Source organism: Photobacterium sagamiensis (assembly GCF_050337085.1).
In the GTDB taxonomy this organism is placed as follows: domain Bacteria; phylum Pseudomonadota; class Gammaproteobacteria; order Enterobacterales; family Vibrionaceae; genus Photobacterium; species Photobacterium sagamiensis.
This window is the reverse complement of sequence record NZ_JAKJSP010000019.1, coordinates 84,512-105,233: the sequence shown is the minus strand read 5'-3', so window position 1 is coordinate 105,233 and position 20,722 is coordinate 84,512. Positions and strand designations below refer to the sequence as shown.

At 50.7% G+C, this 20,722-nt stretch carries 19 protein-coding genes; 12 read left to right on the top strand and 7 right to left on the bottom strand.

Features of this window, described 5'->3' with window-relative positions; genetic code table 11:
• Window positions 1-24 precede the first annotated feature (24 nt).
• Window positions 25-741, bottom strand: a complete 717-nt coding sequence (gene rph, locus L4D76_RS09220) for a ribonuclease PH (protein ID WP_428440613.1) — start codon at window positions 739-741, stop codon at window positions 25-27.
• A gap of 260 nt (window positions 742-1,001) precedes the next feature.
• On the opposite strand from rph, the gene L4D76_RS09215 reads away from it, so the two are divergent.
• The 7 genes from L4D76_RS09215 (at window position 1,002) to L4D76_RS09185 (ending at window position 9,878) form a co-directional block, all read left to right on the top strand.
• A complete protein-coding gene (locus L4D76_RS09215) occupies window positions 1,002-1,865 on the top strand; it encodes a YicC/YloC family endoribonuclease (RefSeq protein WP_428440612.1) in 864 nt (287 codons plus the stop codon).
• A gap of 246 nt (window positions 1,866-2,111) precedes the next feature.
• Window positions 2,112-2,738 carry a guanylate kinase gene (gene gmk, locus L4D76_RS09210; protein ID WP_428440611.1) on the top strand — a complete coding sequence of 209 codons (627 nt, stop codon included), beginning with the start codon at window positions 2,112-2,114 and terminating at the stop codon, window positions 2,736-2,738.
• Between the two features lie 49 nt (window positions 2,739-2,787).
• Entirely contained in the window at window positions 2,788-3,063 is a 276-nt protein-coding gene (rpoZ, locus tag L4D76_RS09205; protein WP_107283518.1) for a DNA-directed RNA polymerase subunit omega, read from the top strand.
• Between the two features lie 18 nt (window positions 3,064-3,081).
• Window positions 3,082-5,190, top strand: coding sequence for a bifunctional GTP diphosphokinase/guanosine-3',5'-bis pyrophosphate 3'-pyrophosphohydrolase (gene spoT, locus L4D76_RS09200; protein ID WP_428440610.1), 2,109 nt, complete (start codon window positions 3,082-3,084; stop codon window positions 5,188-5,190).
• A gap of 105 nt (window positions 5,191-5,295) precedes the next feature.
• Window positions 5,296-6,006, top strand: coding sequence for a tRNA (guanosine(18)-2'-O)-methyltransferase TrmH (trmH, locus tag L4D76_RS09195; RefSeq protein WP_428440609.1), 711 nt, complete (start codon window positions 5,296-5,298; stop codon window positions 6,004-6,006).
• A gap of 15 nt (window positions 6,007-6,021) precedes the next feature.
• The gene (gene recG, locus L4D76_RS09190) at window positions 6,022-8,103 is read left to right on the top strand and encodes an ATP-dependent DNA helicase RecG (RefSeq protein WP_428440608.1); all 2,082 of its coding nucleotides are present in this window, start codon (window positions 6,022-6,024) and stop codon (window positions 8,101-8,103) included.
• Window positions 8,104-8,510: 407 nt separating this feature from the next.
• Complete coding sequence (locus L4D76_RS09185) at window positions 8,511-9,878, top strand: uracil-xanthine permease family protein (RefSeq protein ID WP_428440607.1); 1,368 nt, start codon at window positions 8,511-8,513, stop codon at window positions 9,876-9,878.
• A 57-nt stretch (window positions 9,879-9,935) separates the two neighbouring features.
• Here the strand turns inward: L4D76_RS09185 and envZ are convergent, their stop codons facing one another.
• Window positions 9,936-11,267 (bottom strand): two-component system sensor histidine kinase EnvZ, encoded by a 1,332-nt coding sequence (gene envZ / locus L4D76_RS09180; RefSeq protein ID WP_428440606.1) that lies wholly within the window; start codon window positions 11,265-11,267, stop codon window positions 9,936-9,938.
• A 3-nt stretch (window positions 11,268-11,270) separates the two neighbouring features.
• Entirely contained in the window at window positions 11,271-11,990 is a 720-nt protein-coding gene (gene ompR / locus L4D76_RS09175; RefSeq protein ID WP_428440605.1) for an osmolarity response regulator transcription factor OmpR, read from the bottom strand.
• A 288-nt stretch (window positions 11,991-12,278) separates the two neighbouring features.
• On the opposite strand from ompR, the gene greB reads away from it, so the two are divergent.
• From greB to L4D76_RS09160, 3 genes are all read left to right on the top strand, one after another.
• Window positions 12,279-12,749 (top strand): transcription elongation factor GreB, encoded by a 471-nt coding sequence (gene greB / locus L4D76_RS09170; RefSeq protein ID WP_428440604.1) that lies wholly within the window; start codon window positions 12,279-12,281, stop codon window positions 12,747-12,749.
• 209 nt (window positions 12,750-12,958) lie between these two features.
• On the top strand, window positions 12,959-14,521 hold the full coding sequence (locus L4D76_RS09165) for a BCCT family transporter (protein ID WP_428440603.1): 1,563 nt from the start codon (window positions 12,959-12,961) through the stop codon (window positions 14,519-14,521).
• Between the two features lie 71 nt (window positions 14,522-14,592).
• Window positions 14,593-16,935 (top strand): Tex family protein, encoded by a 2,343-nt coding sequence (locus L4D76_RS09160; RefSeq protein ID WP_428440602.1) that lies wholly within the window; start codon window positions 14,593-14,595, stop codon window positions 16,933-16,935.
• A gap of 103 nt (window positions 16,936-17,038) precedes the next feature.
• Here L4D76_RS09160 and L4D76_RS09155 read toward each other — a convergent pair whose 3' ends face one another.
• From L4D76_RS09155 to bioH, 3 genes are all read right to left on the bottom strand, one after another.
• Entirely contained in the window at window positions 17,039-17,503 is a 465-nt protein-coding gene (locus tag L4D76_RS09155; protein WP_428440601.1) for an ATP-dependent Lon protease, read from the bottom strand.
• A gap of 33 nt (window positions 17,504-17,536) precedes the next feature.
• Window positions 17,537-17,911 (bottom strand): hypothetical protein, encoded by a 375-nt coding sequence (locus L4D76_RS09150; protein WP_428440600.1) that lies wholly within the window; start codon window positions 17,909-17,911, stop codon window positions 17,537-17,539.
• 114 nt (window positions 17,912-18,025) lie between these two features.
• On the bottom strand, window positions 18,026-18,790 hold the full coding sequence (gene bioH, locus L4D76_RS09145; RefSeq protein ID WP_428440599.1) for a pimeloyl-ACP methyl ester esterase BioH: 765 nt from the start codon (window positions 18,788-18,790) through the stop codon (window positions 18,026-18,028).
• Between the two features lie 40 nt (window positions 18,791-18,830).
• Between bioH and L4D76_RS09140 the strand changes: the two genes are divergently transcribed.
• Both L4D76_RS09140 and nfuA read left to right on the top strand, forming a co-directional pair.
• Window positions 18,831-19,526, top strand: coding sequence for a ComF family protein (locus L4D76_RS09140; protein WP_428440598.1), 696 nt, complete (start codon window positions 18,831-18,833; stop codon window positions 19,524-19,526).
• A gap of 124 nt (window positions 19,527-19,650) precedes the next feature.
• Window positions 19,651-20,229: a Fe-S biogenesis protein NfuA gene (gene nfuA, locus L4D76_RS09135; protein ID WP_428440669.1), complete on the top strand. Its 579-nt coding sequence runs from the start codon at window positions 19,651-19,653 to the stop codon at window positions 20,227-20,229.
• A gap of 100 nt (window positions 20,230-20,329) precedes the next feature.
• Here the strand turns inward: nfuA and L4D76_RS09130 are convergent, their stop codons facing one another.
• Window positions 20,330-20,686 (bottom strand): 3D domain-containing protein, encoded by a 357-nt coding sequence (locus L4D76_RS09130; protein ID WP_428440668.1) that lies wholly within the window; start codon window positions 20,684-20,686, stop codon window positions 20,330-20,332.
• Window positions 20,687-20,722: the final 36 nt, after the last annotated feature.

Below are 20,722 nucleotides of genomic sequence, written 5' to 3'. Positions count from 1 at the left end.
CGACTCAATAGAGCCGCTCAATAATTAGCTTTCCAATGCCGTTCTCTGCATCGTGATAATGTCGGCAATGCCGTCTTTCGCCAGGGCGAGCATGGCCAATAATTCTTCGTGGCTGAAGGCTTCTCCTTCTGCCGTCCCCTGGATCTCGATCATCTTGCCTTCTTCGGTCATGACCACATTCATGTCGGTTTCTGCCGCCGCGTCTTCAAGATACTCAAGATCGCAAATTGCTTCACCGTTATAGATACCGACAGAAACAGCAGCCACCATGCCTTTTAACGGGCTCTTTTTCAGGCTGCCTTTTTCAATCATATAATTAATCGCATCAACCAGCGCAACCATCGCACCGGTAATAGAAGCCGTACGCGTGCCGCCATCAGCCTGGATAACGTCACAGTCTACCGTGATCATCTGCTCACCCAGCGCTTCCAGATCAACCGCAGCACGCAGGCTACGTGCAATCAGACGCTGGATTTCCATGGTGCGACCACCCTGCTTGCCACTGGATGCTTCACGGCGGTTACGCGTGTGCGTCGCGCGCGGCAGCATGCCATATTCTGCAGTAACCCAGCCTTGTCCTTTGCCTTTTAACCAGCGAGGTACATTTTCTTCCACACTTGCGGTACAGATCACTTTGGTATCGCCGAACTCGACTAATACTGAACCTTCAGCATGTGCTGTGAAGTTACGGGTGATCGTAATTGGACGTACTTGACTGGTGCTTCTTCCGCTTGGACGCATCGGGGGTTTACCTTTAGCTGGGCTATATTAACCGGCGATTATAGCCAGTTATCTAGCGCAGTGCACGCGAATCCCTACCCCTCCATACCGCAACGAAATAAGAAGCACCGTATTGCGCTTCATTTCTTTTATAATCAATGGTGAGTATAATCAGCGCTATCTGGTAACTACGCACCTATTCTTTCTATTACGCTTCCTGCTGTATGCCAGTAAGCTTAATAAGTAGTTACATTCCATCTTATAAAAAGGGCCAACAGCCAATGATCCATAGCATGACCGCCTATGCCCGTCGCGAAGTAAAAGGCGACTGGGGCACTGCCGTTTGGGAAATCCGCTCTGTTAATCAACGTTATCTGGAAACGTATTTACGTATGCCAGAGCAATTCCGTGGTTTAGAGCCGGTATTGCGCGAGCGTTTTCGTAAGCGTCTGGCCCGCGGTAAAGTTGAATGTAACCTGCGTTTTGAAGCCAATCAGGATGCAAGCAGTGAACTCACCATCAATGAAGATCTGGCTAAACAGGTCATCAAAGCTGCCAAGTGGGTAAAAGAGACGGCGGGTGAAGGCAATATTGGTCCTTTTCAGGTACTGAACTGGCCTGGCGTGATGGAAGCGCCGGAGCAAGATCTGGATGCCATCAACAAAGATTTGCTAGCAGGTTTTGATGCGGCCATCACCGACTTCATCGCAGCACGCGCCAGTGAAGGCGAAAATATGAAAGAGCTGATCGTACAGCGTCTTGACGCTATCTCGATTGAAGCCGAAAAAGTGCGTCAACGCATGCCTGAAATCATTAGCTGGCAGCGCGAACGTCTGACGACCCGCTTTGAAGACGCAAAAGTAGAACTGGATCCTAGCCGCATTGAGCAAGAGCTGGTTATGATGGCACAAAAAAGTGATGTCGCAGAAGAGCTGGATCGCCTCGATTCTCACGTTAAAGAAACTCAGAAGATCATGAAAAAAGGGGGCGCATGTGGCCGTCGTCTGGATTTCATGATGCAGGAATTTAACCGCGAAGCGAACACCTTGGCATCAAAATCGATCAGCACCGACATCACCGCATCGGCGGTTGAGCTGAAAGTACTGATTGAGCAGATGCGCGAGCAGATCCAGAACATCGAATAATCGATAGCCACAATGCTATCGCATCTTAATCGTGTAGAAGGCAGGCTGATGTACTGCCTTTTTTATTATCGCTGACAACTTTGAAATTAAAGTAAAAACCAGCCAAGCTTAAGCTATTGGCAATATGTCGCCGATTCATTTCATATTGACGACAAAAAAGATGAAATTTCAAGCAATCAGCTAATTTCAATTTTGTGCAGTTCGTGATAATCTGCGCGCCCTTCTATCACTGAGTGAAAACAGGCAATGAGCAAAGGTACTCTATACATCGTGTCGGCACCAAGTGGCGCTGGTAAATCAAGTTTGATTAATGCACTTCTTGAAACTAACCCGACCTATGACATGAAAGTATCCGTATCCCACACCACACGCGGTATGCGCCCAGGTGAGGAACATGGTGTTCATTACAATTTCATCAGCGTTGAAGAATTTACTGATCTGGCTGATAAAGGTTTATTCCTTGAACATGCAGAAGTATTTGGTAATTACTACGGTACGTCTCGTCCCTGGATTGAAGAACAGCTTAATAAAGGTATTGATGTCTTCTTAGATATCGATTGGCAGGGCGCGCGACAAATTCGCAAGCAGATGCCAGCCGCGAAAAGCCTCTTCATTTTACCTCCTTCAAAAGAGGAGCTAGAGCGCCGCCTTAACACTCGCGGTCAGGACAACGAAGCTGTCATTGCACGTCGCATGCAAGAAGCGCGTTCAGAAATTTCTCATTACAACGAATACGATTATGTGATCGTTAATGATGATTTCGATGCCGCACTGATGGACTTTAAGTCCATTATCCGTGCAGAACGATTGAAGCAAGACAAGCAAACTGCTAAATATAACAGTATGCTGAATGCACTACTGGCAGAACAGTAAGTATTTTTGTACAATTTTCCATCTTTTTATATAACCACTGGAGTCCTCCATGGCACGCGTAACCGTTCAAGATGCAGTTGATAAAATTGGCAACCGTTTCGATCTGATCCAAGTAGCTTCACGCCGCGCTCGTCAAATGCAAACTGGCGGTAAGGATCCACTGGTTCCGGAAGAAAACGACAAGTATACAGTGATTGCCCTTCGTGAAATCGAAGAAGGCCTGATCACTAAAAACATTCTCGATGCTCGCGAGCGTCAGGAAGTTCAAGAGCAAGAAGCAGCAGAGCTAGCAGCTGTTAGCGCTATTGCAGGCGACCACCGTTAATTCAGGGAACCGGGCGAATTGTATCTTTTTGATAGCCTGAAAGAAGTCGCAATCGATTACCTGCCAGAGCCTCAGATAGAGGCTCTTCGGCAGGCGTATCTCGTTGCGCGAGATGCTCACGAAGGGCAAACCCGCTCAAGTGGCGAACCTTACATTATCCACCCGATTGCCGTCTCCCGTATTCTTGCTGAAATGCGCCTCGACTACGAGACGTTAATGGCAGCCCTGCTCCACGACGTTATCGAAGATACTGAAGTTACCAAAGACGATCTCGATGGCCGCTTTGGTTCGACCGTCGCGGAATTGGTTGACGGGGTATCGAAGCTGGACAAGCTGAAGTTCCGCGATCGTAAAGAAGCACAGGCAGAGAACTTCCGCAAAATGATCATGGCAATGGCCCATGACATCCGCGTTATTCTGATCAAGCTGGCTGACCGCACGCACAACATGCGCACCTTAGGTGCCCTGCGTCCGGACAAACGCCGCCGTATTGCCCGTGAAACCTTAGAGATCTTCTCTCCCCTTGCCCACCGCTTAGGTATTCATAACATAAAAACCGAACTCGAAGAGTTAGGTTTTGAAGCACTTTATCCTAATCGTTACCGGGTGTTGAAAGAGGTCGTTGCTTCCGCACGGGGCAACCGTAAAGAAATGATCAACAAGATCCACGCTGAAATCGAGGGACGTCTCGAAGATGCGGGGATCGAAGGCAAAGTCTTAGGCCGCGAGAAAAACCTGTATTCCATCTATAACAAGATGAAAAACAAAGAACAGCGTTTCCATACTATTATGGATATCTACGCTTTTCGGGTCTTGGTCAAAGATTTGGATACCAGTTATCGCGTATTGGGCCAGGTGCACAACCTGTACAAACCACGCCCGAGCCGGATGAAAGACTATATTGCTATCCCGAAAGCCAATGGCTACCAGTCACTCCATACTTCTTTAGTCGGCCCCCACGGGGTACCCGTTGAAGTCCAGATCCGTACCGAGGACATGGACCAAATGGCAGACAAAGGGGTAGCCGCTCACTGGGCTTACAAAAAAAATGGGGAAAGCTCAGGTACCACTGCGCAGGTTAAAGCCCAGCGCTGGATGCAAAGCCTGCTTGAGTTGCAACAAAGTGCCGGCAGCTCATTTGAATTCATTGAAAATGTTAAATCCGATCTGTTCCCGGATGAAATTTACGTCTTTACCCCGAAAGGCCGCATTGTGGAGCTGCCTGTCGGTGCCACAGCCGTCGACTTTGCGTATGCGGTACATACCGACGTGGGCAATGCCTGTGTCGGCGCACGCGTTGATCGCCAACCGTACCCACTGAGTAAACGGCTGAAAAACGGTCAGACCATTGATATTATCAGTGCCCCGGGAGCTCGCCCGAATGCCGCATGGCTGAACTATGTGGTGACCTCCCGTGCCCGTACCAAGATCCGCCAGGTACTGAAAACCATGCGTCGCACAGAGTCGATCACCTTAGGTCGCCGTCTGCTCAACCATGCCCTTGGTGAACTCAGTATTGATCAAGTCGATCCTGAGACAATGACTCAGTTACTGGCAGATCAACGTCTCGATAGTGTTGATGACTTATTAGCAGATATCGGTTTAGGCGAGTTAATGAGCGTGGTCGTTGCCCGTCGTTTACTCGATAAGAACAGTGATGTTAGCAGCACCCGAGAAACCGGCCGCCGGATGGCAATTCGCGGTGCTGATGGCATTTTGCTGACCTTTGCCAATTGCTGTCACCCGATCAATGGCGACCCGATCATGGCTCACGTCAGCCCGGGTAAAGGCTTGGTTATTCACCGTGAAGAGTGCGCAAATATTCGTGGTTACCAGCGCGAACCGGATAAGTACATGCCGGCAGAATGGAGCGAAGACTTTGAGCAGGAATTCATCACCAATTTAAAAGTCGACATGCAAAACCATCAGGGTGCACTGGCGGCGTTAACCAATACTATCGCTGCAACCGGCTCCAACATTCAAGGTCTTGCGACCGAAGAAAAAGATGGTCGTCTGTACACCGTGACGGTACGCCTGACCACCAAAGGGCGGATTCATTTAGCCAATATCATGCGCCGTATTCGTGTGATGCCCAATGTGGTTCGTGTGTCACGTCAAAAAAATTAATGTCCAGGAGCGAGTTTCTAGAAACTAGAATCTAGAAACTCGCACCTAGATACTAGATATTTAAGATCTCAACCCTCGCCCCTCAAACAAAACACTAAACTGCTTATGACTCCTGATCGTTACCAACGGATCCACTCAGTTCTGGCTACCCGCCAGCCCGATTTAACCGTATGCATGGAAGAAGTGCATAAACCGAATAACGTGTCAGCCATTATTCGTACGGCTGATGCGGTCGGGGTTCACAAAGTCCATGCCGTCTGGCCAAAAGACAATATGCGGATACTCAGTCATACCTCGGCCGGGGCACGTAACTGGGTCGAATTAGAAACTCACGACAACATGGTTGAAGCTATCAGTCAGCTTAAAACCCAGGGTATGCAGGTACTGGCAACCCACCTGTCAGACACCGCGATTGATTTTCGTGACGTCGATTACACCAAGCCGACCGCAATTATTTTGGGTGGCGAGAAAAACGGGATCACCGCTGAAGCACTGGCAATAGCGGATCAGGACATCATCATTCCGATGGTGGGTATGGTACAGTCGCTTAACGTCTCGGTTGCCAGCGCCCTGATCCTGTATGAAGCACAACGTCAGCGTCAGCTTGCGGGCATGTACGAACGAGAAACCACCCTATTGCCAGACGACGTTGTTCATCGCATTCTGTTTGAGCGCGGTCATCCGGTATTAGCCAAAGTCGCCCGTCGCAAAGGTCTGCCTTATCCGCCACTCGATAGCGAAGGTCAAATTATCGCCGATGAGGCATGGTGGGCTACTATGCAGGCTATTGAGCCAAAGAAGAAAAAAACCAAATAAGGATCAGCAAGAGCAATGAGCGGAAAGTTATTAGAGACCATCGCCCTGATGGAACTGTCCGGGGTTGGCGCTAAAATGGCAGAAAAGTTGGAAAAAGTGGGCCTGTTTACGGTTCAGGATCTGCTTTTCCACCTGCCGCTCCGCTATGAAGATCGTACCCGCATCTGGCCTATCGCCAATGTCATGCCGGGTCAGCACCTTGCCGTTCAGGGCGAAGTGGTCAGTAACAGCATCAGCTTTGGCAAGCGTCGCATGCTAACGGTCAAAATTGCTGATGACACCGGCTCTGCTACCTTACGTTTTTTCAATTTCAATGCGGCAATGAAAAACAGTTTATCGGAAGGTAAACAGGTCAAAGCCTATGGCGAAATAAAACGCGGCAAATACGGGTTGGAAATCATCCATCCTGACTACTCTGTTTTTTCTGAACCAACCAAGCTTACCGTCGAAGAAACCCTGACCCCGGTTTACCCCACTACCGAAGGATTACGCCAGCTAACCTTGCGTAATCTGACGGATCAAGCGCTGAATTTACTCGATAAAGCCGCCGTCACGGAACTGTTGCCAGATGGTTTATACGATCGCCAGATGACCATGGCACAAGCGCTTCATGTGATGCACAGGCCAACACCGGATGTATCGCTGGACCAGTTGGAAGAAGGCAAACACCCCGCTCAGCATCGGTTGATTTTAGAAGAGCTGCTGGCTCAGAACCTGTCGATGCTGGCACTGCGCACGAAAAGTCAGCAACATAATGCCTGGCCGCTCGCCCCAAGCGACAACTTGAAAAATCAGCTCTTTGCCAACCTGCCATTCAGCCCGACCGGGGCCCAGCAACGCGTTGTCGCCGACATCGAAGCTGATCTGGCACAGGCCAAACCGATGATGCGCTTAGTCCAGGGGGATGTGGGATCAGGGAAAACCCTGGTCGCCGCACTGGCTGCCCTGCGGGCAATCGAACACGGCTATCAGGTTGCCTTAATGGCCCCGACAGAACTACTGGCCGAACAGCATGCGCAAAACTTTGCCCAGTGGCTGAATCCGATGGATATTCAGGTTGGCTGGTTAGCCGGTAAGCTCAAGGGCAAGGCCCGCGAAGCTGAACTGGCCCGGATTGAAAGCGGCGAAGCCAAAATGGTGGTCGGTACCCATGCCCTGTTCCAGGAACAAGTCGTGTTTAATAATCTGGCACTGGTCATTATCGATGAGCAACACCGTTTTGGTGTCCATCAGCGATTAGAGCTGCGGGAAAAAGGCGCGAATGAGGGCCGTTACCCTCACCAGCTGATCATGACGGCAACCCCGATCCCCCGGACGCTCGCCATGACCGCCTATGCCGATCTTGAAACCTCGGTGATAGACGAATTACCACCGGGCCGAACACCGATCCAGACCGTGGCTCTGCCGGATTCCCGTCGTGCTGAAATCGTTGAACGTATTCGTTCCGCTTGCCTTAATGAAGGCCGCCAGGCGTATTGGGTCTGTACCCTTATCGATGAATCAGAAGTCTTAGAAGCGCAAGCCGCTTCCGATACCGCTGACGAGCTCACGGCATTACTGCCAGAGCTAAAAGTGGGTTTAGTGCATGGCCGCATGAAGGCTGCAGAAAAACAAGCCGTGATGCAGCGTTTCAAAGTCGGTGAACTGCATTTACTCGTCGCAACAACTGTCATTGAAGTCGGTGTCGATGTCCCCAACGCCAGTCTGATGGTCATTGAAAATCCCGAGCGTTTAGGCCTGGCCCAGCTCCACCAGCTCCGCGGCCGTGTCGGTCGGGGGAAAGTCGCCAGCCACTGTGTATTGCTTTATCACGCCCCCCTTTCGAAGACAGCCCAAAAGCGCCTCGGTGTATTACGCGAGAGCAGCGATGGCTTTGTTATCGCACAACGTGACTTAGAAATTCGAGGGCCGGGTGAACTGTTAGGTACAAAACAAACCGGTATCGCTGATTTTAAAATCGCCGATCTTGTTCGTGACCAGCACCTTATTCCGCAAGTACAAAAACTGGCTCACTACCTTCATGATAAATACCCGAGCAATGCCAAGGCTATTGTTCAACGCTGGCTGGGACAGCGAGAAAACTATTCGAATGCTTAACTAAGGCAGACTACCTCATATTGAGCCAGCTTGATTTCATAGTCTGGTCGAAAACAGGAAAACAGATAGTTTTCGGCAAGTATTTAGATCCATATAAGCAACATTAATCTTCAGTGTGATCTGCATTTCCCAGTGAATATAAGCACTCTGGCACATCTATTACCATTTCTCCCACTTCACCCTAATTGCCACTAAAGTGAAATTTTATCACCACCAAACAACGCAATCGTTTGCTATTTACAGAAAGATAATTAAAATAGCGCACAAATTTCACCCACTTTCACTTCTCCTTGTGTTGGTCTGGATCTGAGTAACAGCAATCACAGAACTATCCGGCTTTCACGTATTGATGCCCATTCAGCGCATCCGATCGGGATAAAGAAGTAAATCCAAGGAAAACAACGGCCATGACCCGCCAGCACAGCAACATTGAAACACCGCGCAATTCTGATCTGATCTATCGTTTAGAAGATCGGCCGCCACTGCCGGAAACACTCTTTGCTGCCACCCAGCACCTATTGGCAATGTTTGTTGCGGTGATCACCCCGTCGCTGATCATTTGCCAGGCACTTGGCTTACCCGCCAGCGACACCAATACCATTGTAAGTATGTCCTTGTTCGCCTCCGGGATTGCCTCGTTTATCCAAATTCGCACCTTTGGCCCGGTGGGCTCTGGCTTGCTGTCGATTCAGGGCACCAGTTTCAACTTTCTAGGCCCGATCATTGGCGCCGGCTTGGCATTAAAAGCCGGCGGGGCCGATATTCCAACCATGATGGCGGCTATCTTCGGTACGATTCTGGTTGCCTCACTCACAGAAGTGTTTATTTCACGCATATTGCAACACGCCCAGCGTATTATCACCCCGCTAGTCTCAGGTATTGTGGTCACCCTAATCGGTCTCACCCTGATCCAGATCGGCTTAACCTCTATGGGCGGTGGCTATGCTGCCATTGAAAACGGCAGCTTCGGCAGCCCGGATAACTTAATGCTGGCGGGTACGGTATTAGGCTTCATCGTATTGTTGAACCGAGTAAAGAACCCCTACCTGCGCGTATCGTCCATTGTGATTGCGATGGCAGCCGGCACTTTGCTGGCATGGTTTACCGGCATGCTGGACACTTCTCGCACAACAGAAAGTGCTTTAATCGCAATTCCGATGCCAATGCAATACGGCTTAGGGTTTGACTGGGGTCTGCTGATCCCACTGGTTATTGTTTTCGCCATCACTTCGCTGGAAGCGATCGGTGATATCACGGCAACCTCAGAAACTTCAGAGCAACCTGTGGCTGGTCCGGTTTATCTTAAACGCATCAAGGGCGGCGTACTGGCTGACGGTATTAACTCGGCCCTGGCATCGGTCCTGAACAGCYTCCCTAATTCAACCTTCAGCCAGAACAACGGTATTATCCAGCTGACGGGTGTTGCCAGCCGCTATATCGGTTACTTCGTGGCAGGAATGCTGGTACTGCTTGGCCTGTTTCCGGGAGTCGCGAACTTAGTGCAGCTGATCCCGGAGCCGGTATTAGGCGGTGCAACCATCGTAATGTTCGGCACCATTGCCGCTTCCGGGATACGTATTATCTCGCGCTGCGAGCTCGACCGTCGCGCCATTCTGATCATGGCGCTGTCATTTTCTATGGGGCTGGGTATTGCTCAGAAACCTGAAATTCTGCAGTTCATGCCCGATTGGGTGAAAGGCATCTTATCTTCCGGCATGGCTGCCGGCGGGATCACTGCGATTATCCTGAACCTGGTGTTGCCGGAAGAGCAGTAAGATTAATAAAAAGCGAGTGTCGAGATCCCAGGATCTCGACACTCGCAACTTGTCTCTCTACTTCTTCGCTATCAGCGGCAGGCTGATTTGTACTTTCAGCCCCCCTTCACTGCGGTTGCTCACCACAATGCTACCTTCATGCTGATCAACAATGCGTTGCACAATGGCTAACCCCAGTCCGGTTCCTTCCGCCTCACTGCCGCGGGCAGAATCGCCACGGGTCAGCGGCTGGAACATCCGTGAAACCTGATCCGGTTCAATCCCCGGCCCATCATCTTCAACACTGTACCAGACTGATTTACGATCAGCAGAAGTACCACTGGCTATCTTAACCCAGCCGTTACCATAGCGGATCGCATTGACCACCAGGTTAGCGGCTAATCGCTTCATCGCAACACTATTGGCTTCGACGATGCCGGGAATATCATCCAGATCAAGCTCAATTTCCCGCTCGTAGCCCCCTTCGCTTTCCGCCACTTCTTGCAGCAAGTCATTTAAGTCAATCGCTTCGACCGCCTGCTTTTTGGTGGATTTCAGATAGTCCATAAACTGACTGATGATGTCATTACACTCTTCCGTGTCTTTGATCATACTGTCGGCAAGGTAGCTATCTTCGGGCGACATCATTTCCGTGGCCAGACGAATACGGGTCAACGGCGTACGTAAATCATGACTGACTCCGGCCAGTAACAAGGCCCGGTCATCTTCCAGCTGTTTAATCCCTTCCGCCATCCGGTTAAAAGCTTTGGTCACCGCGCGGATCTCCGACGCTCCTTTCTCCGGCAAATGTGGCGGGATCTCCCCTCGTGCCACTTGCAACGCCGCTTTTTCCAGCGCCACCAGCGGCCGGTTCTGCATCCGGATAAACAGCCAGCCACCGGCAATCACCATAAAGGCAATCATCAGGCTGTAACGAAACAGTGGCGAGAAATCCTCTTCCTGCAATTCCGAGAGCGGGATCCGCATCAGAAAGCCCGGCATCGCATCACACTTCATCCACAGCACATAACTCTCTGCACCCAGCACTAAGCGTACTTCGGTCGGCGCATTCAGTTCACGGCTCATCTCTTCACTCAGGTATTCCACTTCGGTCGCCTGATGGTACTCAGCATTATCAGGGCCATCGACAGCATGCAGGGTAACCCCGAGCTGCTCAAGCAACTGGCGGCGTACCGGCGTATCAAGATGGAAAGTATTACCGTCGGCTAAATCCAGATCTTCTTTGAGCATCAGCCGCACTTCATAGGCAATAATGCGATTGAACTGCTGCAGACCGGGTAGCAACGCGTAGTTCACTACCGCGAGGTAAGAGAAAATCTGGCTTGCGATAAGCAAGCCTGTAAGCAAAATGATGGTACGGGCAAACGTACTGCGGGGAGAGATCCGCATGGATTACGCCTCATCACCATCAGGAACAAATACATAGCCTAAACCCCATACGGTCTGAATATAACGCGGACGGCTCGGGTCTTCTTCAACCATGCGGCGCAGACGTGAGATCTGGACGTCAATCGAGCGTTCCATTGCCGAGTATTCACGACCACGTGCCATGTTCATCAGCTTATCGCGCGACATCGGTTCACGCGCATTGGTGACCAGCGCCTTCAGTACCGCGAATTCACCCGAGGTTAATGGCATGGGTTCTTCGTCACGAAACATTTCACGCGTGCCAAGATTCAGTCGGAAGTCACCAAATTTAATCACTTTGCTATCAACACTTGGCGCACCCGGCGCTTCAATCGTCTGACGGCGCAGTACCGCACGAATGCGCGCCAGCAGTTCACGCGGGTTAAACGGTTTCGGCAGGTAATCATCCGCCCCGACCTCAAGGCCGACAATACGGTCAACCTCGTCACCTTTCGCGGTTAGCATCAGGATAGGCAACATGTTGTTGGCATTACGCAGGCGGCGACAAATCGACAGGCCATCTTCACCCGGCAGCATTAAGTCAAGCACCATCAAGTGAAAGGTTTCACGGGATAACAGACGATCCATTTGCTCACTGTTCGCTACGCTGCGCACCTGGAAACCTTGTTCCGACAAGTAACGCTCCAGCAAGGCACGTAAACGCATGTCATCATCAACAACCAGAATCTTATAATTTTCCTGCATATTTCACCTTACCTGCATCGATCTTGTTATCGAGCTCAGCTGCTATTTTACTCAACTCCAGCGCCTTGGTGCTGAATCGATCGCTAAATCACGGTCAAAAATTGTTACTGATTATGTCCGGCGGCTCATCGATATCATAGTACCGAAGCAAACCTGCGTTCTAAGCTACCTTAATTTATGGAAATTATCCAAATCACTCCTCATACTATTTCCTATCGCAATGATTGACGCCCTCGGCAAACCGTTACAATATCTATCCAGGAAAAAACAGAGACTCAGGATCAGACAATGAAAACCAACTTAATCACCCGCGAAGGGTACGACAAGCTTAAACAAGAGCTGGACTACCTCTGGCAAGAAAAACGTCCTGAGATCACCAAAAAAGTCACTTGGGCGGCCAGCCTTGGTGACCGAAGTGAAAACGCAGACTACAAATATAACAAGCAGTTACTGCGAGAAATAGACCGCCGTGTACGTTACCTGCGCAAACGCCTCGACATCGTCAAAGTGGTTGATTACTCCCCCCAGCAAGACGGCAAAGTATTCTTTGGTGCCTGGGTTGAAATTGAAAATGAAGACGGTGACAGCAAAGCGTTCCGTATCGTGGGCCCCGATGAAATCTACGGCCGTAATGACTACATCTCTATCGACTCGCCTATGGCCCGCGCGTTATTAAAAAAAGAAGTCGATGAAGAAGCCGAAGTCAATACACCCCAGGGGAAAAAACTGTGGTTCATCAACAGCATCAAATATAACTAAGCGCTGCAGCCTATAAATGGTTTGCCCGGGTCGATGCGCCCGGCCCCCCCGCCACCTGCCACCACCAATGAAAAATACATCATCTTCGCTATCCTTAGTTCAGGCATATCCCTTGCTGTTTGCCCGCAGTGATGAACCGGATGCGTAATGGTCACCAAAAGCCATGACGTTTATGCGTATGCAAATCCGATAACGTTTGGAGACATGAGATGTCCGACTTAACGAACATTGTGAAAGCAGAACATACACCGATACAGCAATCGACCACCGAAAAACTGGGGCTGGATAATCCAGCACTGTGGATGAGCGGCGGTTTCATTGCGTTATTTGTCGTACTGGCTCTTTACGACAACGTACTCCTGTCATCCATCGTCAATTCAGGATTCACCTGGGCCGTTAAGGTGTTTGGTCCTTACTGGCAAGTGCTGCTACTGATTACTTTTCTGATCAGCGTGGTATTAGCCGCTGGCAGAACCGGCCATGTCAGGCTTGGCGCGCTGGACAGCCCCGAAATTGACGGCTTTCGCTGGATGGCCATTATTCTTTGCACCCTGCTGGCCGGTGGCGGGGTGTTCTGGGCTGCCGCCGAACCGATTGCGCATTTTGTCAGCCCACCGCCGCTATATGGTGCGCAGGAGAATCTTCAGCAAGCCGCGGTTAATGCCCTGTCGCAATCATTCATGCACTGGGGATTCCTCGCCTGGGCAATCCTCGGCAGCTTAACCTCCATCGTATTAATGCACCTGCACTATGATAAAGGCTTACCACTACAACCGCGTACGCTGCTTTATCCAATATTGGGAGAACGCGCGCTTAACGGCTTAACAGGGGCATTCATTGATGCCTGCTGCATCATCGCGGTGGCTGCCGGTACAATTGGTCCCATTGGCTTCCTTGGTCTGCAAATCAGCTTTGCCCTCAATGCGTTGTTTGGCATCCCGGACGGTTTTACCACGCAATTCATCGTTGTCCTTTCTGCTATTGCTATCTATACCATTTCGGCATTGAGCGGATTAAACCGCGGTATTCAGATCCTCAGCCGTTATAACGTGATCCTCGCGGTCGGCCTGATGGCATATATCTTAATCTTCGGCCCGACCAGCTTTCTCGTTAACAGCTACCTGCAGGGCGTTGGCACCATGCTGGATAACTTTATTCCTATGGCCACTTATCGTGGTGATGAAAGCTGGCTGGGCTGGTGGACCGTCTTTTTCTGGGGCTGGTTCATTGGTTACGGTCCGATGATGGCCATTTTTATTGCCCGTATCTCACGCGGCCGCACCATTCGCCAGCTGGTGATGGCAATCAGTATTGTGGCACCGTTTATCACCTGTTTCTGGTTTACCGTGGTCGGGGGATCAGGGGTTGCATTTGAAATTGCCGAACCGGGCTCAGTCAGTAAGGCCTTTGAGGGGTTTAACTTACCCGGAGCACTGCTTGCGATCACCCAGCAACTGCCCATGCCAATGCTGATCTCTATTCTGTTTTTGATCCTGACCACCATCTTCATCGTGACCACGGGAGATTCGATGACCTACACCATCAGCGTTGTGGTCAGCGGTGATACCGAGCCCAATGCCATTATTCGGATTTTTTGGGGGGTGATGATGGGAGTAACGGCAATCATCCTGATCTCCTTAGGCTCTGGCGGCGTTTCGGCACTCCAGTCCTTTATCGTCATCACCGCGGTCCCCGTTTCTTTGATCTTACTGCCATCACTTTGGAATGCTCCGCAGATGGCAATAAAAATGGCGAAGGAACAAGGTTTATAACGATCAGTATTGTTCGTAGCCTAATCCTCCGTAGAATGGAGCGGTTAACGACAACCAAGAGATACCAACGGATGAGCAACTCTATCAATCAGATAATTGCCAGCGAACTGAATGTTCGTCACGAGCAAGTTACCGCGGCAGTTACTCTGTTGGATGACGGTAATACCGTTCCTTTCATTGCCCGTTACCGTAAGGAAGTCACCAACGGGCTGGATGATACTCAGTTACGTAATCTGGAATCCCGTCTGGGCTACCTGCGTGAACTGGATGACCGCCGTAAGGTAATCCTGAAATCCATTACCGAGCAAGGGAAGCTAACCCCGCAGCTAGAAGCTGACATTCACTCTGCTGACAGCAAAACCCGGCTGGAAGATCTGTACCTGCCTTACAAACAAAAGCGCCGTACCAAAGGTCAGATAGCTATTGAAGCGGGACTGGAGCCGCTGGCAGATACCTTATGGCAGCAACCAGAAAATGACCCTGCAGCCACCGCCGAGCAATATCTCAGTGCCGACAAAGGCATTAGCGACACCAAAGCAGCCCTGGATGGCGCACGTGCCATCCTGATGGAGCGCTTTGCCGAAGATGCCGGCCTGCTGGACAAGATCCGTCGCCAACTGCAGGCCAATGCCGAACTCACTTCACGCATGGTCGATGGCAAAGAGCAGGAAGGTGCGAAGTTTAAAGATTACTTCGAACATAACGAACGACTGACAAACGTCCCGTCACACCGCGCACTTGCCATGTTCCGCGGCCGTAATGAAGGCTTCCTCCAGTTATCTCTCAACGCTGATCCAAATCAGGACGAAGGCGTGCGAAGCTCATACTGTGAAGTGATTATTGCCGATCACTACGGTGTGAAACTCGGCACCCAGCCAGCTGATGTCTGGCGCAAACAGGTGATCAGCTGGGCATGGCGCATTAAGATCTTAATGCACATGGAGACCGAGCTGATGAGCGCGCTGCGCGAAAAAGCCGAAGAGGGCGCCATGCAGGTCTTTGCCGACAATCTGAAAGATCTGCTGATGTCGGCACCTGCGGGGCCCCGTACCACACTGGCACTCGATCCTGGCCTGCGTACCGGTTGTAAAATCGCCGTGATCGATACCACCGGCAAGCTGGTTGATATCGCGACCATTTATCCCCACCAGCCACAGCGCCAGGTCGCGCAGTCAGAAGCAGCAATACTGGCACTGCTTAATAAGCATCAGGTCAATCTGATTGCCATCGGTAACGGTACGGCTTCACGTGAATCAGACAGCTTTATCGCCAAGCTACTAAAAGATAACGATCTGAAAATTCAGAGCGTCATGGTGAGCGAGGCCGGAGCATCGGTATATTCCGCCTCCGAACTGGCGGCAAACGAGTTCCCGAACCTCGATGTATCAATACGGGGTGCCGTCTCTATCGGCCGCCGTCTGCAAGATCCACTGGCAGAACTGGTGAAAATCGACCCAAAATCAATCGGTGTGGGCCAATACCAGCACGACGTCAGCCAGAGCATGCTGGCAAAACGCCTCGATGCGGTGGTGGAAGACTGTGTAAACGCCGTCGGTGTGGATGTGAATACCGCCTCTGCGGCTCTGCTAACCCGGGTCGCCGGTTTAAGCAAAACCATGGCTAAGAACGTGGTGGATTATCGCGACGAACACGGCCGCTTTGAAGCCCGGACTACCCTGAAAAAAGTGGCACGTTTAGGCCCTAAAGCCTTTGAACAGTGCGCGGGTTTCTTGCGTATCATGAACGGCAAGAATCCTCTCGACAGCTCTGCGGTACACCCGGAATCATATGCCGTGGTCAAAACGATTGCAGCGAACAACAGCAAACCGATGGATGCCATTATCGGTAATACCGAGTTCCTGCGCAGCCTGAAAGCTGCTGATTACGTAGATGATAAATTTGGTCTGCCGACCGTCACCGATATTATCGGCGAGCTGGACAAGCCCGGCCGCGATCCACGCCCTGAGTTCAAAACGGCCACGTTTGCTGAAGGCGTCAATGAGGTGAAAGATCTGATCCCGGGAATGGTTCTGGAAGGGGTGATCACCAATGTCACCAACTTCGGTGCCTTTGTGGATGTCGGCGTCCATCAGGATGGTCTGGTTCATATCTCTGCGCTGTCAGACAAGTTCGTCTCTGATCCCCGTGAAGTGGTCAAAGCCGGTGACATCGTTAAAGTCAAAGTGATGGAAGTGGACTTAGCGCGTAAGCGCATTGCCATGTCGATGCGGATGAGCGATGAACCAGGGCAAGAAAAACCGGCTCGCAAGCCACAAGCTCAGCGTCAGGAGCACAATCGCTCGAAGCCAAACAATGGCAACCACAGCAGTAATAACAGTAATAACGCTAACAACGCCTCAGGCAATGCCATGGGCGGTGCCTTTGCTGCCGCGTTTGCTAAAGCGAAGAAGTAGTCTCAGTAACGAGTATCTAGAGGCGAGGATCGATAATTCTAGTCTCTAGATATTTCTAGGTTTAGGTTTTTAAATCTAGAAACTAAAAACTCGAATCTCGAACCTAAAGCACCACAAGATAATCGGTCGGCGGGTTGGGTACCGTAGCCTGGGCATAGCGATGGGCTATCACCCCGCGGGTACGTTCAGTCTGGTTGATTTGTTCTAGCTGTTCGAGTAGTTCGCGTGGCAGTTTAATATGCATCGAATAGCCTAAATCCGTCACCTCGGCCAGGTAACTATCAGCCGATAACGCTTTAACCAGCAGTTCAAATTCAGCCTGATAGCCATACTGTTTTTCAGCTGTCGGTGGCAACTCGCTGTAATCAGGGTGCTCACTCGGATCCCAGGAGGGCTTTTTAAGTTGCTTTTCTTCGCTGCTTAATGGCTTTTCCCGAGGCGATTCGGGACTTTGAGTTGGCGGGACAATTTTTTCACGCACGCGATTATCCCGAGCAGTCTGCTCGGTTGGTGGGTTAACAGAAGGAGCAATGGCCGGTGCTCCCGCATTCACAGGTGAAAAAATCATGCTGATGTGGCTCTCCGAACATCAGCTAATGGTTTAAACGATAGCGAGCAGCACTGCGCCAACCGTTCCTATCGCAGACAGGACTTGCCCGGCAGTATAGAAATCATCGGTATTGCTTTTCACTTCGTCGGGGTGATCCATCCCCAATGCACCATAGGTAAAAGACTCGGCTATACCGGCCGTTTCAGTCTCAGTGGTACCATCAGCTTTTGTTGCCTGTGTACCCGTTTCCGCCGCTTGTTGACGTTTCGCTTCCTCTGAAATAGAGACCGTCGTTTTCGCTGCTTTACCGGTACTGGTTTTATCCGCCGCTTGATTCCCTTCTTCAGTTTTCACTGAGACCGCAGCCGACGCGTGTAATGATGCTGGCGAATAAGTTGAATTATTGCCAACGCTTCCTATTGTCATTATGGCCTCTCTAGTCGAATAAACAGAGCAACTCCATGTTTTTACTATCGGCAACCGCTGTAGAAAGTTTAAACATTAATTGCCGATAACCCACGCACATGACAAAAATCAGACCTAGTCGATAAATTTACGCAACGCTTGCACAAACTCCTCAGGATGAGAAATAAAAGGTGCATGCGATGCCGAGGCAAAGACTTGCCGCTCTGACCGCGGTGCCAGCTGATCTAATTCCGTCGCAATTTTCACCGGCACCAGGCTATCTAACCGCCCGTACAACCGTAACCAGGGCTGGGAGATCTGCTCGACCTGTTCCCGCAAATCGACTTCAGCCAGCAGGCGCAGGCCAACCGATAAGGCTTCCGGATTCGGCGGCGGACGTGACAGCACCGCTTGCTTAAGCTGCTTAATATCCTGCCTTGCCGTTGGGCTGCCCATGGCCTGCAACGCCATAAAACGATCTACCGTTAACTGGAAGTCTTTTCCTAACTGCTGCCGAAAATCATCTAACACCTGAGGTTTGATCCCTCGCCATCTGTTCTCTGCCGCAAACCTCGGGGAACTCGCTACCGTAACTAGACGCGAGACCCGTTCCGGGGCTAACAAGGCTGCCTGAGTTGCTACCAAACCGCCCAGTGACCAGCCCAACCAGGTTGCTGACATTGGTGATTTATTAAGCAATAGGTGTGCCATTTCTTCAATACTATCAACCTGCATCTCATGACTGTGACCATAGCCCGGCAAATCCAGCCAGTGCACCCGAAAATGCGGCGTCAGCAGCGGCAGTACCTGTTGCCAAACGGCACCGTTCATTCCCCAGCCATGAATGAGAACCAGATCCGAACCTTGCCCTTTTGTTTGCCAATGTAGCGTGGTTGTCATTTACACTTCCTTTCTTCGAGACACAAATAGGATGGCAAGGATGTTATCCCCTTCATCGCTAAGATCAATCTTTCAATGGACCAACCAGCAATGCCAGCTGTGCCATCTGCCATTATCACCCGGTGAACGGGTATGGTGTCATCATTGCCAGGCCAATTTTCCCCAGCCGCCTTATTGCTCGCATTGTGGGGCCACCACCCTTGCCCCCGTCAGCCATTGCGGCCAGTGCCTCGCATCCCCGCCGCCATGGCAGCGGTTATACCGGCTGGGCGAATATGATTTTCCGTTGCGCCAACTGATCCACCAGCTTAAGTTCGGCAAAAAGTTCTGGCTGGCACAACCTTTAGGCCAGCTGCTGGCACAGCAAATCGATGAGCCTGCACCGGTCATCTTACCGGTTCCACTGCACCCTTTTCGCCGCCTTTCCCGAGGTTTCAACCAAAGCAGCGATTTGGCCAGGGCTATCGCCAAAAGTACCCATAGCCGGTGTTTTCCCCATGGCTTTTGCCGCATACGCCACACTAAAGTTCAGAAACAGCTAACGAAAAAGGAGCGCGAGAAAAACCTGTATCGAGCCTTTATACTTAAAGCAAAGCAGTTGCCTGACCATGTCGCCATTGTCGATGATGTGGTGACCACCGGCAGCACGGTCACTGAACTCACGCACTTGCTGCAACACGAGGGTGTTAAGCGGGTTGATATCTACTGTATCTGCTATACGCCAACGATGAAATGATCACAAAAATCACCCAAACCGATGGTGAAATCATAGTTGCAGAGAATAAGGGGATGATAGAAAGTACGTCTAAGAGTAGAATAGGTTAAATCTTACTAAATAAGTCAGGTATTACGTTGTGTCTATGATCACTATTTCTGAAAGCGCTCAGCAGCACTTCGGCAAGCTTCTTGCCCAGCAGCCTGAGGGTACCAATATCCGAGTTTTCGTGGTTAACCCTGGGACTCAAAATGCAGAGTGCGGTGTCTCTTATTGCCCACCAGAAGCGGTTGAAGCGAGCGATACTGAAATTAAGCTCGAATTATTCTCTGCTTATCTTGATGAGCTAAGTCTGCCTTTCCTGGATGATGCTGAAATTGATTTTGTTACTGACAAAATGGGTTCACAGCTGACGTTGAAGGCACCTAACGCCAAAGTGCGTAAAGTGTCTGACGATGCCACACTGATGGAACGCGTTGACTATGTTATCCAGACTCAGGTTAACCCGCAGCTAGCCGGTCACGGTGGTAACGTCTCCCTGGCAGAAATCACTGAAGACGGTGTGGCCATTCTGCAGTTCGGCGGTGGTTGCAATGGCTGTTCAATGGTTGATGTCACCCTCAAAGAAGGGATTGAAAAAGAGCTGCTGGCTCAATTTGAAGGTGAACTTGCCGGTGTGCGTGATATTACCGAGCACGCCCGTGGTGAGCACTCGTATTATTAAGTGACCAGAAGCAGAAGCCAGAAATCTTCGATTTGTACGCCTCTGCTTTTATCCACAAAAAAAAGCCGCATCATGCGGCTTTTTTTGTAATTTGATTCGTTCACGAGTCAAGCAAGGTGATAGTCACTGAACGGCGTCCCCAGTTTCTGGCCGCCTGAATATCTTTGCCCATGTAGATATCAATCTTCCGTGACCAACGCTTGTTCATTTTATCCAACACCACGTACTCCCCAGGCAGCCCAGAAATTTTCACTTTCGCGCCACGGGTCAGTCCCATTCCCAGCAAATCACGGGAGACGGCGATCACTTTCATTCCGGGTTTTAACTTATCACCCCAGGCCGCTTGCGTTGGATTGGAATTCGTTTGTGCACGTACCGAATTGTACGCTGTCGCTGTCACTTTAAGGTTTTTTACTTGCCCGTGAGCCAAGGCATTGGCTCCCCATCCAAACGCCATCACGGTCAGTAAAAAAACAAATATCGTTCGTTTCAT

Coding starts and splice junctions, on each gene's coding strand:
- rph (WP_428440613.1), bottom strand. CDS start 741: ATGCGTCCAAGCGGAAGAAGCACCAGTCAAGTACGTCCAATTACGATC.
- L4D76_RS09215 (WP_428440612.1), top strand. CDS start 1,002: ATGATCCATAGCATGACCGCCTATGCCCGTCGCGAAGTAAAAGGCGAC.
- gmk (WP_428440611.1), top strand. CDS start 2,112: ATGAGCAAAGGTACTCTATACATCGTGTCGGCACCAAGTGGCGCTGGT.
- rpoZ (WP_107283518.1), top strand. CDS start 2,788: ATGGCACGCGTAACCGTTCAAGATGCAGTTGATAAAATTGGCAACCGT.
- trmH (WP_428440609.1), top strand. CDS start 5,296: ATGACTCCTGATCGTTACCAACGGATCCACTCAGTTCTGGCTACCCGC.
- recG (WP_428440608.1), top strand. CDS start 6,022: ATGAGCGGAAAGTTATTAGAGACCATCGCCCTGATGGAACTGTCCGGG.
- envZ (WP_428440606.1), bottom strand. CDS start 11,267: ATGCGGATCTCTCCCCGCAGTACGTTTGCCCGTACCATCATTTTGCTT.
- ompR (WP_428440605.1), bottom strand. CDS start 11,990: ATGCAGGAAAATTATAAGATTCTGGTTGTTGATGATGACATGCGTTTA.
- greB (WP_428440604.1), top strand. CDS start 12,279: ATGAAAACCAACTTAATCACCCGCGAAGGGTACGACAAGCTTAAACAA.
- L4D76_RS09165 (WP_428440603.1), top strand. CDS start 12,959: ATGTCCGACTTAACGAACATTGTGAAAGCAGAACATACACCGATACAG.
- L4D76_RS09160 (WP_428440602.1), top strand. CDS start 14,593: ATGAGCAACTCTATCAATCAGATAATTGCCAGCGAACTGAATGTTCGT.
- L4D76_RS09155 (WP_428440601.1), bottom strand. CDS start 17,503: ATGATTTTTTCACCTGTGAATGCGGGAGCACCGGCCATTGCTCCTTCT.
- L4D76_RS09150 (WP_428440600.1), bottom strand. CDS start 17,911: ATGACAATAGGAAGCGTTGGCAATAATTCAACTTATTCGCCAGCATCA.
- bioH (WP_428440599.1), bottom strand. CDS start 18,790: ATGACAACCACGCTACATTGGCAAACAAAAGGGCAAGGTTCGGATCTG.
- L4D76_RS09140 (WP_428440598.1), top strand. CDS start 18,831: ATGTTATCCCCTTCATCGCTAAGATCAATCTTTCAATGGACCAACCAG.
- nfuA (WP_428440669.1), top strand. CDS start 19,651: ATGATCACTATTTCTGAAAGCGCTCAGCAGCACTTCGGCAAGCTTCTT.
- L4D76_RS09130 (WP_428440668.1), bottom strand. CDS start 20,686: ATGGCGTTTGGATGGGGAGCCAATGCCTTGGCTCACGGGCAAGTAAAA.